Origin of the sequence: Chryseobacterium kimseyorum (genome assembly GCF_025971945.1) — a bacterium.
Lineage (GTDB): Bacteria > Bacteroidota > Bacteroidia > Flavobacteriales > Weeksellaceae > Chryseobacterium > Chryseobacterium kimseyorum.
This window is the reverse complement of sequence record NZ_JAPDHW010000012.1, coordinates 36,551-52,902: the sequence shown is the minus strand read 5'-3', so window position 1 is coordinate 52,902 and position 16,352 is coordinate 36,551. Positions and strand designations below refer to the sequence as shown.

At 37.6% G+C, this 16,352-nt stretch carries 15 protein-coding genes; 13 read left to right on the top strand and 2 right to left on the bottom strand.

The annotated features are described in order from the left end of the window. Nucleotides 1-94 precede the first annotated feature (94 nt). The 11 genes from OMO38_RS15685 to OMO38_RS15635 all read left to right on the top strand — a co-directional run bounded on the left by OMO38_RS15685 (nt 95) and on the right by OMO38_RS15635 (nt 12,743). Nucleotides 95-895 carry a Cof-type HAD-IIB family hydrolase gene (locus OMO38_RS15685; RefSeq protein ID WP_264751131.1) on the top strand — a complete coding sequence of 267 codons (801 nt, stop codon included), beginning with the start codon at nt 95-97 and terminating at the stop codon, nt 893-895. Between the two features lie 120 nt (nt 896-1,015). Continuing rightward, a complete protein-coding gene (locus OMO38_RS15680) occupies nt 1,016-2,368 on the top strand; it encodes a sigma-54-dependent transcriptional regulator (protein ID WP_264751130.1) in 1,353 nt (450 codons plus the stop codon). 162 nt (nt 2,369-2,530) lie between these two features. Beyond that, the gene (locus OMO38_RS15675) at nt 2,531-2,890 is read left to right on the top strand and encodes a DUF7674 family protein (RefSeq protein ID WP_264751129.1); all 360 of its coding nucleotides are present in this window, start codon (nt 2,531-2,533) and stop codon (nt 2,888-2,890) included. Nucleotides 2,891-2,987: 97 nt separating this feature from the next. Then, nucleotides 2,988-3,128, top strand: a complete 141-nt coding sequence (locus OMO38_RS15670; RefSeq protein WP_264751128.1) for a hypothetical protein — start codon at nt 2,988-2,990, stop codon at nt 3,126-3,128. Nucleotides 3,129-3,461: 333 nt separating this feature from the next. Next, nucleotides 3,462-5,150: a potassium-transporting ATPase subunit KdpA gene (kdpA, locus tag OMO38_RS15665; RefSeq protein WP_264751127.1), complete on the top strand. Its 1,689-nt coding sequence runs from the start codon at nt 3,462-3,464 to the stop codon at nt 5,148-5,150. Nucleotides 5,151-5,273: 123 nt separating this feature from the next. After that, the gene (gene kdpB, locus OMO38_RS15660; protein WP_264751126.1) at nt 5,274-7,280 is read left to right on the top strand and encodes a potassium-transporting ATPase subunit KdpB; all 2,007 of its coding nucleotides are present in this window, start codon (nt 5,274-5,276) and stop codon (nt 7,278-7,280) included. A gap of 11 nt (nt 7,281-7,291) precedes the next feature. Then, complete coding sequence (locus OMO38_RS15655; protein WP_264751125.1) at nt 7,292-7,858, top strand: K(+)-transporting ATPase subunit C; 567 nt, start codon at nt 7,292-7,294, stop codon at nt 7,856-7,858. Nucleotides 7,859-7,897: 39 nt separating this feature from the next. Beyond that, nucleotides 7,898-8,977: a porin gene (locus OMO38_RS15650; protein ID WP_264751124.1), complete on the top strand. Its 1,080-nt coding sequence runs from the start codon at nt 7,898-7,900 to the stop codon at nt 8,975-8,977. A 63-nt stretch (nt 8,978-9,040) separates the two neighbouring features. Then, entirely contained in the window at nt 9,041-10,165 is a 1,125-nt protein-coding gene (locus tag OMO38_RS15645; RefSeq protein ID WP_264751123.1) for a sensor protein KdpD, read from the top strand. Continuing rightward, nucleotides 10,165-11,892, top strand: coding sequence for a HAMP domain-containing sensor histidine kinase (locus tag OMO38_RS15640; RefSeq protein WP_264751122.1), 1,728 nt, complete (start codon nt 10,165-10,167; stop codon nt 11,890-11,892). The genes OMO38_RS15645 and OMO38_RS15640 overlap by 1 nt, the downstream gene beginning before the upstream one ends. Before the next feature lie 152 nt (nt 11,893-12,044). After that, nucleotides 12,045-12,743, top strand: a complete 699-nt coding sequence (locus tag OMO38_RS15635; RefSeq protein WP_264751121.1) for an SDR family oxidoreductase — start codon at nt 12,045-12,047, stop codon at nt 12,741-12,743. Between the two features lie 91 nt (nt 12,744-12,834). Here OMO38_RS15635 and OMO38_RS15630 read toward each other — a convergent pair whose 3' ends face one another. Beyond that, a complete protein-coding gene (locus tag OMO38_RS15630) occupies nt 12,835-13,656 on the bottom strand; it encodes an alpha/beta fold hydrolase (RefSeq protein ID WP_264751120.1) in 822 nt (273 codons plus the stop codon). Between the two features lie 394 nt (nt 13,657-14,050). Between OMO38_RS15630 and OMO38_RS15625 the strand changes: the two genes are divergently transcribed. Then, nucleotides 14,051-14,269: a hypothetical protein gene (locus OMO38_RS15625; RefSeq protein WP_047442973.1), complete on the top strand. Its 219-nt coding sequence runs from the start codon at nt 14,051-14,053 to the stop codon at nt 14,267-14,269. A gap of 73 nt (nt 14,270-14,342) precedes the next feature. Here the strand turns inward: OMO38_RS15625 and OMO38_RS15620 are convergent, their stop codons facing one another. After that, entirely contained in the window at nt 14,343-14,750 is a 408-nt protein-coding gene (locus OMO38_RS15620; protein WP_264751119.1) for a hypothetical protein, read from the bottom strand. Nucleotides 14,751-15,170: 420 nt separating this feature from the next. Here OMO38_RS15620 and egtB point away from each other — a divergent pair, with 420 nt between their 5' ends. Further along, entirely contained in the window at nt 15,171-16,349 is a 1,179-nt protein-coding gene (egtB, locus tag OMO38_RS15615) for an ergothioneine biosynthesis protein EgtB (protein ID WP_264751118.1), read from the top strand. Nucleotides 16,350-16,352 lie beyond the last annotated feature (3 nt).

Here is a 16,352-nt window from a genome sequence, read left to right as displayed (position 1 = left end):
AGTATAAATCTCTCTGTTAAAATATTGTTATGTTTTGTTTTCAAGCAATGAAACAAATTATTATCCCCTATATTTGATTTTTAATGATTAATATATGAATGATATTAGGTTGATAGTGACGGATATGGATGGGACTTTTCTTAATTCTGAACATGAGGTAAGCCCCGAGTTTCCTGAAATTTATGAAGAACTGAAAAAACGAAACATTCTTTTTGTTCCTGCAAGCGGAAGACAGATGCTGGGAATCACAAAATACTTCGGTGAAATAGAAAGCGAAATGGCTTTCATCGCTGAAAACGGTGGTTACATGATTTATAAAAATGAAGAGCTGTTTGCTGATAAACTCGATGACCAATATGTTGCGGAAATTATCAATGCTGTGCGAGAAATTCCCGGAGCCACAGTGGTTATCTCTGGAAAAAAGAGAGCGTATTACGAAACAGATAATCAGGAATTTATCACCTACATCGCTCAGTTCTATACAGGAAATCAGAAGCTGGATGATCTCACATTGGCACTTGATGACAGTATTTTTAAAATTGCTGTTTACCATCCGGAGGGATCTGAAGAGCATTTGTATCCTGCCTTGGAGAAATTTCAACAATACAATCTTGAGGTCGTGGTTTCCGGAAAATTCTGGCTGGATATTATGAACAAAGATATCAACAAAGGCAATGCTCTGGAAAAACTTCAGAAAACCCTTAATATTAGTCCGCAGCAGACCATGGTTTTCGGTGATTACATGAATGATATTGAAATGCTGAAGAAAGCAGAATATTCTTATGCGATGGAAAACGCGCATCCATCTGTAAAAGAAGCTGCGAAATTCGAAGCGTCAAGCAATAATAATTTCGGTGTTTTGCAGACCATTAAAAATTATCTGAATCTTAACTGATTTTTTGATTTAAATTAAAAGGAAAAATTATCGCGTAATATCTATCTTTGACAAAATATTGCAGATATTTTTACGCACCGAACTAAACAGTTTTTCTAATAATTTAAGACAACACTCCCATTGAATACTATTTTAATCATTGATGATGAAGCGAAAATAAGATCACTTTTATCACGCATTATCAGTCTCGAAGGTTTTGAAGTCTTTGAGGCAGGAAATCTTAAAAGCGGACTTAAAAGACTTGAAATTACGGATATTGATATTGTGCTCTGCGATGTTAAACTTCCCGATGGTAGTGGAGTAGACTTTTCGAAGACGGTGAAAGATCAGTTTCCCAGCGTTGAAATTATTTTGCTTACCGCTTTCGGTAATATTCCGGATGGCGTAATGGCGATCAAAAACGGAGCTTTCGACTATATAACCAAGGGCGACGACAATACAAAGATTCTTCCGTTACTTTATAAGGCGGCTGAAAAAGTGGCACTCAATAAAAGAGTTCTGCAGCTCGAGAAACAACTGGATTCTAAACAGTCTTTTAAAAGCATCATTGGTAAATCTAATGAGATCACCAATGCAATTTCATCTGCTCAGAAAGTGGCTGTAACAGATGCAACAGTTCTTCTGACCGGAGAAACAGGAACCGGAAAAGAGGTTTTTGCACAGGCAATACACCATGCGAGTAACAGAAATAAGAAAAATTTTATCGCAGTAAACTGCTCAGCGTTCGGAAAAGAACTGCTTGAAAATGAACTTTTCGGTCATAAAGCAGGCGCATTTACAGGTGCCGTAAAAGATTCTAAAGGTATTTTTGAGGAAGCCAATTTGGGGACTGTGTTTCTTGATGAAATTGGTGAAATGCCTCTTGATCTGCAGGCAAAACTCCTTAGAGTTTTGGAATCCGGTGAATTTTTGAAAGTGGGAGACAGTAAACCCACCAAAATTGATGTCCGCATTATTGCTGCAACCAACAGAGACCTGGAAACGGAAATTGAAAGCGGAAACTTTCGTGAGGATCTGTATTACCGAATCAATATTTTTACAATTAAACTACCGTCTTTGCGGGAAAGAGTAGCGGATATTGAATCTCTGGCCGGCTTTTTTCTGAAGACTTTTTCTCACAAAATGGGAAAAAATATCACTTACTTTTCGGATGATTACTTGAAAGCTTTAAAAAACCATCAATGGAAAGGAAACATCCGCGAACTGCGTAACGTCATTGAGCGGAGCGTAATTCTCACAGATTCATCAGCATTATCAACTGACAGTCTTCCTGTAGATATCCTTTCAAAACAGGAACAGAACCAGTCGTCACAGAACAAAATGATGTCTGCATTTTCTATGGCAAGTGCCGAGCGAATGCAGATACAGAAAATTCTAAAACATACCAACGGAAACAAAGCCGAAGCGGCAAGACTTCTAGAAATTGGCATTGCCACTCTGTACCGAAAGATCGAGGAGTACAGCATTTCATAAAAGAATGCTTCCATTCTGATAACGACCCTATCATTTTGATAGGGTTTTTTGTGTTTTCTAAATGATTGGTTTTAGTGTAAGTTACTGAAGTGCAAATTGTTGTGCTGTAATTTTTCTTTAAGGAATAAATCTTGGCATTACTGATTCAAAACAATTTAAAAAATGAATCATACAGATGCCGTTACGGAGATCATCAAAACGATCCCGGAAACACAGGAAGACTTTAAAGAATCTTACAAGACCAATTCACCATTTATGGTGATCAGCGTCTTTACGAAACAGATCAGAAGGCTGATTAAAGAAAACGATCAGAAAATTCTGATTAAGTCGATTCTCAAAATGAATAAGCTTTACAGCAAAGGCGATGTGGCTTTGAAAAATGCAATAGAAAACATCTTCATCTATTCTCTGGACAGTTTTACATTCTGCTGCGAACCGACGTACAAAAAAATGATTTTCAGTAAAATGTCGCCACCCTTACAGGAAAACTATTTTCATCAGGTATACAAATCAGGAATTTAAAATTTAAAAAATTAAAGTCGCTATGATTCGGAAATGCAGACTGCATAGACGGTCTTGACTAATCGGGAGGACTTTTAAAAACAATAAAAATTTATATATGAAATCAAAAATCAGAAAAATCGGAAGCTGGAAGGAATGGAAATCAATTCGTGGAAAACACGATTTTGAAATGATAACAATTAACGTAGCGGTTATTCTCGGAGTGTTTGTAGCAGCGGCAATTATTCAGTTTAATTAAAAGAAAAAAGAAAATGATCACAGTTATTTTATTGGCTTCGGGAGCAGTACTCTTCGCTCTGTTTTTCTTTTTGGTGGAATATTTTGAAAAGATTTAAAAATTAAAAACTCGCATGACCCTATTATTTATAACAGCAATAGCCATATTCTTCTACATGATTTATGTACTCGTAAAACCGGAAGAATTTTAAATCAAACTAATAATCAAATGAGCCGTAAGATTTTACATGAAATAAAAGAGTGGAGCGTATTGATCTTTTGGATTTGCTTCGTAATCGCTTTTATCTACCTGATTTTTACGGTAAAAAAATTTGCATTAATTCATTAAACAACTATGAACACTGAAATTTTTGGAATTATAGCCATGTTTCTGGTAACGCTTATTTTGGCGATACCGTTTGGAAAATACATTGCTAAAGTATATGCGGGAGAGAAAACCTTTCTTGATCCCGTTTTCAAACCCGTAGAATCGATGATCTACAAAATCTCAGGTATCAATCCTGAAAACGAGATGAACTGGAAGCAGCATCTGAGTGCACTTCTGACGATTAATTTTTTATGGTTTTTCATCAGTATGCTCGTCCTCATGAACATGAGCTGGCTTCCACTCAATCCAGACGGAAACCCGGATATGTCACCTGATTTAGCATTTAATACAACCATTTCATTTTTAGTCAACTGTAATCTTCAGCATTATTCCGGTGAAACAGGTTTAAGCTATCTCGGACAGATCTGGCTGATGTTTCTTCAGTTTGTTTCCGCAGCAACTGGAATGGCGGCAGCGATCGTTATTTTCAAAGCTTTCCGTGAAAAATCTACCGAAAAACTGGGGAATTTCTACGATTATTTTCTGAAGTCCAATACAAGAATCTTTCTTCCGCTTTCATTACTCATGGGTGCAGTACTTCTTTTTGAAGGAGTACCGATGACATTTGAAGGAAAAGAAAAAGTAATAACGCTTCAGGGAAACAGCGCTGAAGTTTCTACCGGTCCGGTCGCGGCATTTGTGCCTATCAAACATATCGGAACAAATGGAGGTGGTTTCTTTGGAGCCAACAGTGCTCATCCGTTCGAAAATCCTACCTATTTTACCAATATGGTGGAGATGTTTGCGCAGTTGATCATTCCTATGGCTATGGTTTTTGCCTTCGGTCATTTTATCAGAAGGAAAAAATTTGGATATATGATTTTTGGAGTGATGACGGCAGGTTTTCTTCTGTTGGCCGTCCCGACAATTACCATGGAAATGAATGGAAATCCTGCAATTTCATCAATGGGAATTGATCAGTCACTCGGCGCAATGGAAGGAAAGGAAATCCGTTTCGGCGCGGCAGCTTCAGGCTTTTGGAGTATTGTAACAACCGTAATTTCTACAGGATCAATCAACTCAATGCATGACAGTTCTGTTCCTCTTTCCGGAATGACACAGATGTTGGCAATGATGGTCAATGCGTTTTATGGTGGTGACGGAGCGGGTATTTTAAACATATTTATCTACATCATCCTTGCGGTATTCATCAGTGGTCTGATGGTGGGAAGAACTCCGGAATTTTTAGGTAAAAAGATTGAGGCAAGAGAAATGAAGATTGCAATGATTGTTGCGCTTTTCCATCCTTTTTTAATTTTAGCGGGAACCGCTATTGCAACTGCTTTTCCGGACGTGGGAACAAGTACGCTCAACAATCCAGGATTTCATGGTTTCAGTGAAGTGCTGTATGAATTTACCTCATCTGCAGCCAACAACGGAAGTGGTTTTGAAGGTTTAGGCGATAACAATCCTTTCTGGAATATCTCAACCGGAATTGTGCTTTTACTTGGTCGTTTTTTACCGATTATCGGTCCAATTGCGATTGCGGGCTTACTGGCTCAGAAAAAGTACATTCCCGAAGGTGAAGGAACGCTGAAAACAGACACATCAACTTTTGGACTCATGATTTTCGCAGTGATTGCCATCATTGCAGCACTGGCATTTTTTCCGGCCCTCGCATTAGGTCCGATCGCCGAATATTTTTCACTGAAATAAAATAGATAAAGAAAATAAACTGAAGTCGCCATGCTTTGGAAACAAAACCAAATAAAGATTCGGCGATCGCATTACCTGTCCCGACTATTGGGATGACCTACATATAAAAATAAATATCTCCAAATGAATAATAAATCATTGTTTCAAAAAGAACTGATGCAGGAAGCTCTTGTGCAGTCTTTTATAAAACTCAACCCCAAAACCATGTTCAGAAATCCAGTTATGTTTCTGGTCTGGATTGGAACTCTCGTTATGTTCATCGTAAGTATATGGACTTTAACAGGAGAAAAATCTCAGGGTAGTTTTGCCTATAATTTTACGGTTTTTATCATTCTCTTACTAACAGTTCTATTCGGTAATTTTGCTGAAGCCATAGCGGAAGCGAGAGGAAAAGCCCAGGCAGACAGTCTTCGTAAAACGAGAGAAGAAACTCCGGCTAAATTACGTGACGGAAGTATTATTTCTTCCTCAAAACTACAGAAAGATGACATCTTTGTATGCGAAGCCGGAGACATCATTGCGTCTGACGGAGAAATTATTGAAGGTTTGGCAACCATTGATGAAAGTGCCATCACCGGAGAATCGGCTCCCGTTATTCGGGAGTCTGGTGGAGATAAAAGTTCTGTAACAGGAGGTACAAAGGTTCTTTCAGACAGAATTGTTGTAAAAGTAACCACTCAGCCTGGCGAAAGTTTTTTAGATAAAATGATTGCATTGGTAGAAGGTGCCTCAAGACAGAAAACACCCAATGAAATTGCATTAACGATTTTGCTTGCAGGATTTACTTTAGTATTCATCATCGTCTGTATCACCTTAAAGCCTTTTGCAGATTATGCCAATGTAAGCATTACCATTGCATCATTTATCTCACTTTTTGTATGTCTGATTCCTACAACGATCGGTGGACTTCTATCCGCAATCGGTATTGCCGGAATGGACAGAGCACTGCGCGCCAATGTGATCACTAAAAGTGGAAAAGCGGTGGAAACTGCAGGTGATATTGATGTTCTTCTGCTGGATAAAACCGGAACCATAACCATTGGAAACCGTAAAGCGACTCATTTTTATGCCGCCCACAATGTGGACGAAAAAGAACTGATAAAAGCTGCTGTACTAAGTTCAATGACCGACGAAACTCCTGAAGGAAAATCAATTGTTGAACTGGCTGGTATTGATCCTTCTACATACTCAATGGAGAATCCCGAATACATAAAATTCACTGCTGAGACAAGAAGTTCCGGAGTGAATTATGAAAACTTTCGTATCCGAAAAGGTGCAACCGATGCGATTAGAAATATCGTTCTTAGTGCGGGAAATACCTTTCCGCAGGAAACTGATGATAAAGTAAAAGAAATTTCACAAAACGGTGGAACTCCGCTTGTCGTTTCTGAAAACGAAAAAGTTCTGGGTGTAATCGAACTTCAGGATATTATCAAACCAGGAATCAATGAACGTTTTGACCGTCTCAGAAAAATGGGGATCAAAACAGTAATGGTAACCGGTGATAATCCGCTTACTGCAAAATTCATTGCTGAGAAAGCTGGGGTTGACGATTTTATTGCAGAGGCGAAACCTGAAGACAAAATGAATTACATCAAGAAAGAACAGACTGAAGGACGTCTGGTTGCCATGATGGGAGATGGTACCAATGATGCTCCGGCTTTGGCACAGGCCGATGTGGGTGTTGCAATGAACAGCGGAACTCAGGCTGCAAAGGAAGCTGGAAACATGGTTGATCTCGACAATGACCCCACGAAACTTATTGAGGTTGTAGAAATCGGGAAACAGTTGCTGATGACTAGAGGAACGCTGACCACTTTCAGTATTGCAAATGACGTTGCAAAATATTTTGCCATTATTCCTGCACTTTTTATCACTGCGATTCCAGCTTTGCAGGGACTTAATATTATGAATCTTCACAGTCCGGAAAGTGCGATTCTTTCAGCAGTTATTTTTAACGCGATCATCATTCCTATTCTGATTCCTTTAGCTCTGAAAGGGGTAGCGTACAAGCCGATCGGTGCATCAGCTTTGCTGAGACGTAATCTATTGATTTTCGGACTTGGCGGTGTTGTTATTCCATTTATAGGAATTAAAATCATCGATCTTATAGTTTCATTATTCTTTTAAAATTATTAAAAATGAAAAAACATATTTTACCTGCCATTAAATTAACAACATTGTGCATTGTACTTCTTGCAGTTATTTATCCGGCATTGATTTTCGCAATGGCTCAACTTTCACCTAATCACGGGAGAGGAAAAACCGTAGAGTCTGGCAATAAAACATATTATTCAAACATTGGTCAGTCTTTTACCGTAGATCAGTATTTCTCCTCTAGACCTTCTGCTGTTGATTATAATTCTGCAGGATCGGGTGGAAGTAACAAAGCGCCTTCAAATAAAGAATATCTTGATCAGGTTCAGGCACGTATCGATACTTTGATGATTAAAAATCAGGGACTTGTAAAATCTCAAATTCCTGCTGATCTGGTAACGGCAAGTGGGAGCGGATTAGATCCTAATTTTTCTGTACAGGCTGCAAAGGTTCAGGCTAAAAGAATCGCGAAAGTCAGAAATTTAGATGAGTCAAAAGTCGATATGCTGATTGATGAGAATATTGAGAAACCTTTCCTCGGAATGTTCGGTCCTGAAAAAATAAATGTCCTACAGCTGAATATTGCGCTGGATCAACTTGCCAAAAAGTAATTGCAAAAGAATAACTTAAAATATTTAAATTAGAATTTAATGAAAAAAATAATATTTGGACTTTTAGCGGTATTGAGTATATCCGTAAAAGCTCAGAATGATTCACTCAGAAAACCGCTTACCATCAGTGGGTATGCAGAAGTTTATTATCAGGCAGATTTTAATAACCCTAAAAATAATACTCGTCCGTCATTTGTCTACAGTCACAACCGAAATAATGAGGTTAATATTAATTTAGCTTTTATTAAAGCGGCTTACAGTACAGAACAGGTTCGGGCGAATATTGCAATAGCTGCAGGAACGTATATGAATGCAAATTATGCTGCCGAAGAAGGAGTGATGAAGAATGTCTATGAAGCAAATGCTGGAGTGAAAATTTCTAAAAAACATAATCTCTGGGTAGATGCTGGAATTTTCTCTTCTCATCTTGGTTTTGAAAGCGCAGTCGGAAAAGATAACTGGACTTTAACGAGAAGTCTTTTTGCAGACAATTCTCCTTATTTTGAGACCGGCGCTAAAATTTCATACACTTCGGAAAGCGGAAAATGGTTTTTAAGCGGACTTGTTTTAAACGGATGGCAGCGTATAAAAAGAGTAGATGGAAACACAACTCCTGCCTTCGGACATCAGATCATTTTTAAACCTAATGAAAAACTTACGCTGAACAGCGGATCTTTTGTAGGAAACGATAAACCTGACAGTCTCAGACAAATGCGCTATTTCCACAATTTATACGGAATTTATCAGATCAGCAAAAAAATTGGCATTACCGCCGGTTTCGATATTGGAGCTGAACAGAAAGCAAAAGGAAGCGAGCAGTATAATATTTGGTACACGCCGGTTTTAATTGCTAAATATTCACCAACAGAAAAATTCAGCATCACAGCAAGAGGCGAGTATTATCAGGATGAGAAAGGAGTTATTATTTCGACAGGATCAGAAAACGGTTTTAAAACTTTCGGTTATTCTTTAAATGCAGATTACAATATTCTTCCAAATCTTGTTTGGCGGACAGAGATCCGGAATCTGAACAGTAAAGACGCTATCTTTATGATGCGTGACAACGATACTTCTAAAAACAGTCTTACTGCAGTCACAGCAATCGCTGTTTCATTTTAAACCATGCAAAATCTCTCTGCCATTTTTGTGCGGAGAGATTTGTAAATTTTATTTATATCTAAAATGGACGAACCCAGAAAATCGGCACAGGAATTTTTGCAGCTGATCAACACCTCAAAGCGGGGGAAACTGAAAATCTACATCGGTATGAGCGCCGGCGTGGGCAAAACATACAGAATGCTTCAGGAAGCTCACGTTCTCCTGCAAAATGGAATTGATGTAAAAATAGGTTATATAGAAACCCACAACCGTAAAGAAACCCATAATTTACTTAACGGATTACCAGTAATTCCACGGAGAAAATTATTTTATAAAGGAAAAGAGCTGGAAGAGCTCGATGTTCCTGCGATCATCGTACTTCGTCCTGAGATTGTCATTGTAGACGAGCTCGCACACACCAATATTGAAGGAAGCAAAAACAAAAAAAGATGGCAGGATGTCATGGAGATTTTGGATGCGGGCATCAACGTGATCAGTGCCGTCAATATTCAGCATATCGAAAGTCTTAACGAAGAAGTAAAAGCAGTAACAGGAATAGAGGTGATGGAGCGTATTCCTGATACTGTACTTTCTGCAGCAGATGAGGTGGTAAATATTGATTTGACAGCCGATGAACTGATTTCACGTCTCAAAGACGGAAAAATTTATGATCAGAGCAAAGTGCAGTCTGCTCTCAGTAACTTTTTTAAAAATGAAAATATCCTTCAGCTCCGCGAGTTGGCTCTGAAAGAAGTCGCATCTCAAGTTACAAGAAAAGTGGAAACTGAAATTGTAACGGGGAAAGTTTTAAAAAAAGAAAGGTTTCTGGCCTGCATCAGTTCAAACGAAACAACTGCTAAGAACGTTATCCGGAAGACAGCAAGACTCGCAAATTATTATAACAGTCAGTGGTTTTTGCTTTATGTGCAGGTTCCAAGAGAATCTCCCGACAGAATTGCGCTCAGTAAACAGAGACATTTAATTAATAATTTTCGGTTGGCAACAGAATTGGGAGCCGAGATTATCAAAATTCAAAGTAAAAATGTTGCTATGACCATTATGGAGCAGTGCGAGGAAAGAAAAGTCACCACTGTATGCATCGGAAAGCCTCACATCGATATCTGGAGAATTATTCTGGCGACAGATACTTTCAACTCGTTACTCAAAAGACTTTCAAAACAAAACGTAGATTTAGTAATTTTGTCCTGATGAAAATAAAAACAAAACTTAATGCAGGAGTCGGTCTCCTGTTTTTCATGATTATCTTACTTTCTGTATTGGGAGGATGGTTTATCTATCAGCTGAAAAAAGACACGCAGAATATTCTTGTTGCCAACTACAACACCCTTCAATACTCCAGAAATATGCTTTTGTCTCTTGAGGAAATAGACCGGCAGCCATTTGCAATGAAGGAATTCCAAAAAAATCTTAATCTTCAAAGCCAGAATATTACTGAAAGCGGAGAAAAAGAAGCTACACGAAATATCATCAGTCATTTTTCAGATTTAAATAAAGATAGGAATGATGAAAATCTGAAATCAGTCATCAGAAAAGATATTACCGAACTGATGCAGCTGAATATGAACGCAATTCAGATCAAAAGTGGAATTGCAAACACGACAGCAGAAAATGCAATTGCCGTGATTTCTATAGCTGGAACTCTCTGTTTTCTGATTGCCTTTACACTAATGGTTAATCTTCCCTCCAATATTGCCAATCCGATACGTGAGCTTACCTTCAGCATTCATCAGATTGCAAAACAGAATTATCGTGAAAGAGTACGGTTTGAAGGTAACAGTGAGTTCGGTGAGCTGGCAAAATCTTTCAACACAATGGCAGAAAAACTTCAGGAATATTCTGAAAGCCGCCTCGATAAAATTCTGAAAGGTAAAAAGCGTATCGAAACATTAATTGACAATATGCATGATGCGGTAATCGGGATTGATGAAGACAGAAAAGTTCTTTTTGTAAACGATGAAGCTTTAAAAATCAGCGGGCTGAAAAAAGAACAGTTTGTAGGGAAATTAATTCAGGATGTTGCTGTCGGGAACGATCTGGTGCGTGATCTTATCAGAGAAATTATTGATCCCCAGCTTCAGAAAAAAACCGAACCGGAACTGCTGAAAATTTTTGTGGAGGGAAAAGAAAATTATTTTGAAAAAGAAATTTTAGACATTAATGTATTACCTACAGGAGAAGACAGTAAACGCTTTATTGGACAGGTCATTATGCTGAGAAATGTAACTCCTTTCAAAGAACTTGATCTTGCCAAGACTCATTTTATGGGAACCGTTTCTCACGAATTTAAAACTCCAATTTCATCGATTCAGATGGGTGTGCAGTTGCTTGAAAATGATAGAATAGGAAACCTTAATGACGAACAGCAGAAGCTGGTGGTAGGAATTAAAGAAGATACGCTCAGACTTTTAAAAATTACGGGTGAACTTCTCAATCTTACCCAATTGGAAACTGGTGTCGTACAGCTGAATATACGGCCTTCGGAGATCAGTAAAATGGTGGAAAGTGTGATCGCGGCCAATCAGTCAGCGGCAGATAATAAACAGATTAGTATTAAATTTAAAATAAATAAAAATGTTGACTTAGTAAATGCAGATTATGAGAAAACGTCATGGGTTTTGAGCAATATCGTCTCTAATGCAATCCGTTATTCTTACGAAAATTCAATGATAGAAATCAATGTTGAAAAAAAGGAAGATCAGATAAAGTTTTCTGTGAAAGATCATGGCTATGGAATTGAAGAGCAGTATCTCGACAAAGTATTTACCCGTTACTTCAGAATTCCAGGAACGAAAGCTGACGGTACAGGCTTGGGTTTAAGCATCAGCAAAGAATTTATTGAAGCTCAGGGAGGCGAGATTTCAGTACAGAGTGAAATTGGTGAGGGAAGTACGTTTTATTTCAGTCTTAAAGCGTAGAATTAATGACTTGCAATTTCATTAAACTTTATTTCGGATACAAAATTCCTGATTTCGCCTACATTTAAACGCGCTGTCTTTTCGATCTTTGTTGAATAAATTAAGCAAAGACAAAGAGAATTTAATATTTAAATCATCACAATAAATTTAATATGGAAATTAAAAATTCAAAAGTAATCATCACAGGCGGAACAACAGGAATCGGATTTGAAACGGCAAAATTATTACGTTCAATGGGTGCTGAAGTTGTAATTTGTGGACGCACCGAAGAAAAAGTAAATGCTGCAGCAAAAGAGCTGGATGTTTTCGGTGTAAAAGCTGATGTAAGCATTGAAACAGATGTAGAACATTTATTCAGTTTTGCGATTGAAAAACTTGGCGGGCTGGATGTTTTAATCAACAATGCAGGTCTTGGTTTTATAAGCTCTCTTACCGAAACTTCAACTGAAGATTTTATGCGTATTTGGGAGACGAATACCAAAAGCACCTTTCTTTGCGGTAAACTGGCTGCTCAGTATTTTATCAGGCAGAATTCAGGAAACATTATCAATATTTCATCCATGGGCGCAGTTAAGGGTTTTATGAACGGCTCAGCTTATGTTTCGAGCAAAGCAGCTATTTCCGGACTGACGATGTGTTGGCAGATGGAACTTAGAAAGCACAACATCCGTGTCATGCAGGTGAATCCAAGTGAGGTGATTACAGAGTTTGCCGAAAAAATAGGTTTCGAATCGGTTAATACGGAAAGAAAACTCAAAGGTCTGGAAATCGCACAGGTTATCGCTTCGATGCTCTCCATCAGTAATATTGCCTTTTTACCGGAAGTAGATGTATGGGCAACAAATCCTTAAAAATTTTTTAAACTGATTTTGTTTAGAGAATCATAGAGAAAAAAGGGTGAACCGACAGATTCACCCTTTCATATTTTAATTTGTTTTAAAATTAAGCTTCAATAAACTCCAAAAGATCTTTATTAATCGTTGCTGCTTCCGTGGTGGGCATTCCGTGAGGGAAACCAGGATACGTTTTTATCGTTCCATTTTTCAATAATTTAATTGATTTCAGAGCGGCATTTTGGTAAGGTACAATTTGGTCATCTTCGCCGTGAAGAACCAAAACAGGAATGTCAACATTTTTCAGGTCTTCTCTGAAATCAGTTTCAGAAAATGCTTTGATTCCGTCATAATGAGCGACAATTCCACCCATCATTCCCTGTCTCCACCAGTTTCTCTGAACTCCTTCTTTAACATCAGCACCTTCTCTGTTGTATCCGTAGAAAGGGATGGTCAAATCAATATAAAACTGCTGTCTGTTGTTCAAAGTCTGATCTCTGATACCATCAAAGACTGACATTGGAACCCCGTCAGGATTGCTGTCGCTAGCTACCATAATCGGTGGAACTGCACTGATTAAAACTGCTTTTTTCGCTCTTCCGTTTGCATATTTGTTGACGTATCTGATTACTTCACCGCCTCCTGTAGAATGACCGATGTGAACTACATCCTTTAAATTAAGAAATTCTACCAGTTCAGCTGCATCTGAAGCATACTGTTCGATGGTGTGACCATAGATGTTCTGACTTGAACGTCCGTGACCTCTTCTGTCGTGTGTCACCACTCTATAACCTCTTTGAAGGAAGAAAATGACCTGCGCATCCCAGTCATCAGATGATAAAGGCCATCCGTGATGAAACATTAATACCGGTCCTTCGCCTTGGTCTTTGTAAAAAATCTCTGTTCCGTCTTTTAATGTAAGTGTGCTCATAATTAAGTTTTTTTTAATGTTGTGATTGATTTATTTTAAAACTCCGTTGTCTTAATTCTTTAGCAAATGTAGGAGGTTGCAAACTGTTTCTCGTTAATCTAGTTTAATATCGTACATTTTTAATCTTTTAAATTATGACGTCGTAAAATATCATTATAAAGGTGTCACGCATTGTTCTCTATCATAATTTAATCTTAATATGGACTTTTTGTATTGGTGATTTTCAGATTGTAATGCTTTATTTAAGTTTAAACCGTAGTCAAATTTTTATTATTAATTTAGATGGATTATAAAAATCAAATAAAGTTTCGACTATTTGCGATATTTTTAATTTTTGGTAAACAAATTGTATATAGTTAAAACATAATTGATTTAATCATTAAAAACTACAGCTATGAATATTTCTTACTACGAATTTACAAATCTGCCGGATGAGATACAATATGACATGGTATTGAGACAGGGCAGGATGATTAATGAAAACACTGTGAGCAACTCACGTTATGTTTTATACGAATTTTCAAGCTTCTCTGTAGAGATTATTTACAGCTTAACCAAAAATAAAATTTCAGGTAAAAATATTTTTCTCAACAGGTCTGCATACTCAGCTTAATGTAGAAATTTAATCACATAAAAAACTCGGTTGCCTGCAACCGAGTTTTTATTTTGTCAGATTTTGAAAAGTTTTATTTAATTCTGTCATAAATAAATTTAGTAACCAACGCTCCGAAGATGTAATAGCCAACAGTCATTACCTTTTTCTTCGTATTTTCAGCCACAGGTTCATCGTTCAGACCCATCTTTTTCGGAAGCGCAATTGCACCAATACCAGCCAGCAGACCAGATGTCAGATCATTTTTGGTTGCAGTGGTCGCATAATAAATACCGTTACTCACTACATCGCCAAACAGAGTTGCGGCATAAAGACTGTTTTCCCCTGTAATGTTGATGGGTGTATTATCAGTTAATTTTAAAAGCGCTTCTTCCCCAACTTCATTAATATGCGGGACGTTACTGAAATTTTTTCTAATGGTTTCGTGCAAAATGTTTAATGCAATGGCACCGCCTAAGCCTGCTAAAATTTTCTTGTACATAATATTCTGTATTTTGATTGGTGATTTTTTAATAAGTTTAAAAAGTAAAACTTTATCATTAACAGAGTTTCAAAATTCAGACCATTGAGGATAATATTATTTTTTATAAATTAGTTATGATTAAATTTTAAAAAGCCCCTCAAAAAAATACGGGCGGCAAGATACTTGTAAGTTAAAAATGACCAGACGCAAAATGTAGGTTACGAACTTATACTCGATTATAAAACACAGCAAGAATTTAAATAAATGCCGTGAAAGTTTAAAAAATTGTTTGAGCAGAAAACGATGATCTGTCATCAAAAAAGTTTTTTAGATGATAGAATAATTAAGGGGAGATGCAGACTTTGTTCGGAATATTTTGTTGAAATAAGTGAAACGCGTTAGGTATTCAAAATCAAATAAAATACTAAAACTATAAAAATGACAACTAAAACCAGGACAGCGATAACAGATTTAGCTATCAAGTATTCAGAAATCCGTCAGTATTCTACAAAAATCTGCGAGCCTCTGGAAATCGAGGATTATGTGGTTCAGCCAATCGTCGATGTAAGTCCACCGAAATGGCATTTGGGTCATACGACCTGGTTTTTCGAGACTTTTATTTTGGAACCCAATTTTCCCGGTTATCAGGTTTTTGATGCTCAGTATAACTTTGTTTTCAACAGCTACTATGAAACGATTGGCGCAAGAGTTATCCGTACCGACAGAGGAAATTTGAGCCGTCCTTCCGTTTCTGACATTTATCAATACAGAAAATATGTTGATGAGCAAATGGATGCATTTCTCCAAAGCGAATATTTAACGGAAGAAATCAAACCTTTACTCGAACTTGGTCTTAATCACGAGCAACAGCATCAGGAATTGTTGTTAACAGATATCAAATATATATTAGGTCACAATCCGCTTTTTCCGGCGTATAAAAATGAAGATATTTCGAAGAAAGAACATTCTGAAACTATCGAAATGATTCACTTTGATGAAGGAGTTTATGAAATCGGTTTTCAAGGAGAAGGTTTCAGTTTTGATAATGAAATGGGAAGACATAAAGTGTATCTTAATGATTTTGAAATTGCTGACCGCTTAGTTTCCAATCGAGAATATTTAGAATTTATGCATGCAGGAGGCTATAATGATTTCAGACATTGGCACGCCGAAGGCTGGGATTGGGTGAAACAGAATGAAGCTAAATCTCCTCTGTACTGGCACTTGATTGACGGGCAATGGATGAATTATACTTTAAATGGACTTCAAGAATTAGATTTAAATGATGCCGTTTGTCACATCAACTTTTATGAAGCTTCAGCCTTCGCCTCCTGGAAAGGAATGCGCCTGCCAACCGAAGCTGAGTGGGAAGTTGCCTCCAATCATTTTGAGTGGGGAAACCGTTGGGAGTGGACGAACTCTGCCTATTTGCCTTATCCAGGATTTAAAAAAGAAGCCGGCGCAGTAGGAGAGTACAATGGTAAATTTATGGTCAATCAAATGGTTTTGCGTGGCGCTTCAGATGCAACGCCAAGCGGACACAGCAGAAATACATACCGCAATTTCTTTCAGACTGGCTTAAAGTGGCAGTTTACCGGAATCAGACTTGCTCAATAACTG

Excerpts from the sequence above, each read along its gene's own strand:
- egtB (WP_264751118.1), top strand. The coding sequence starts at position 15,171 with ATGACAACTAAAACCAGGACAGCGATAACAGATTTAGCTATCAAGTAT.
- kdpA (WP_264751127.1), top strand. The coding sequence starts at position 3,462 with ATGAACACTGAAATTTTTGGAATTATAGCCATGTTTCTGGTAACGCTT.
- OMO38_RS15655 (WP_264751125.1), top strand. The coding sequence starts at position 7,292 with ATGAAAAAACATATTTTACCTGCCATTAAATTAACAACATTGTGCATT.
- OMO38_RS15685 (WP_264751131.1), top strand. The coding sequence starts at position 95 with ATGAATGATATTAGGTTGATAGTGACGGATATGGATGGGACTTTTCTT.
- kdpB (WP_264751126.1), top strand. The coding sequence starts at position 5,274 with ATGAATAATAAATCATTGTTTCAAAAAGAACTGATGCAGGAAGCTCTT.
- OMO38_RS15650 (WP_264751124.1), top strand. The coding sequence starts at position 7,898 with ATGAAAAAAATAATATTTGGACTTTTAGCGGTATTGAGTATATCCGTA.
- OMO38_RS15635 (WP_264751121.1), top strand. The coding sequence starts at position 12,045 with ATGGAAATTAAAAATTCAAAAGTAATCATCACAGGCGGAACAACAGGA.
- OMO38_RS15645 (WP_264751123.1), top strand. The coding sequence starts at position 9,041 with ATGGACGAACCCAGAAAATCGGCACAGGAATTTTTGCAGCTGATCAAC.
- OMO38_RS15630 (WP_264751120.1), bottom strand. The coding sequence starts at position 13,656 with ATGAGCACACTTACATTAAAAGACGGAACAGAGATTTTTTACAAAGAC.
- OMO38_RS15625 (WP_047442973.1), top strand. The coding sequence starts at position 14,051 with ATGAATATTTCTTACTACGAATTTACAAATCTGCCGGATGAGATACAA.
- OMO38_RS15675 (WP_264751129.1), top strand. The coding sequence starts at position 2,531 with ATGAATCATACAGATGCCGTTACGGAGATCATCAAAACGATCCCGGAA.
- OMO38_RS15620 (WP_264751119.1), bottom strand. The coding sequence starts at position 14,750 with ATGTACAAGAAAATTTTAGCAGGCTTAGGCGGTGCCATTGCATTAAAC.
- OMO38_RS15670 (WP_264751128.1), top strand. The coding sequence starts at position 2,988 with ATGAAATCAAAAATCAGAAAAATCGGAAGCTGGAAGGAATGGAAATCA.
- OMO38_RS15640 (WP_264751122.1), top strand. The coding sequence starts at position 10,165 with ATGAAAATAAAAACAAAACTTAATGCAGGAGTCGGTCTCCTGTTTTTC.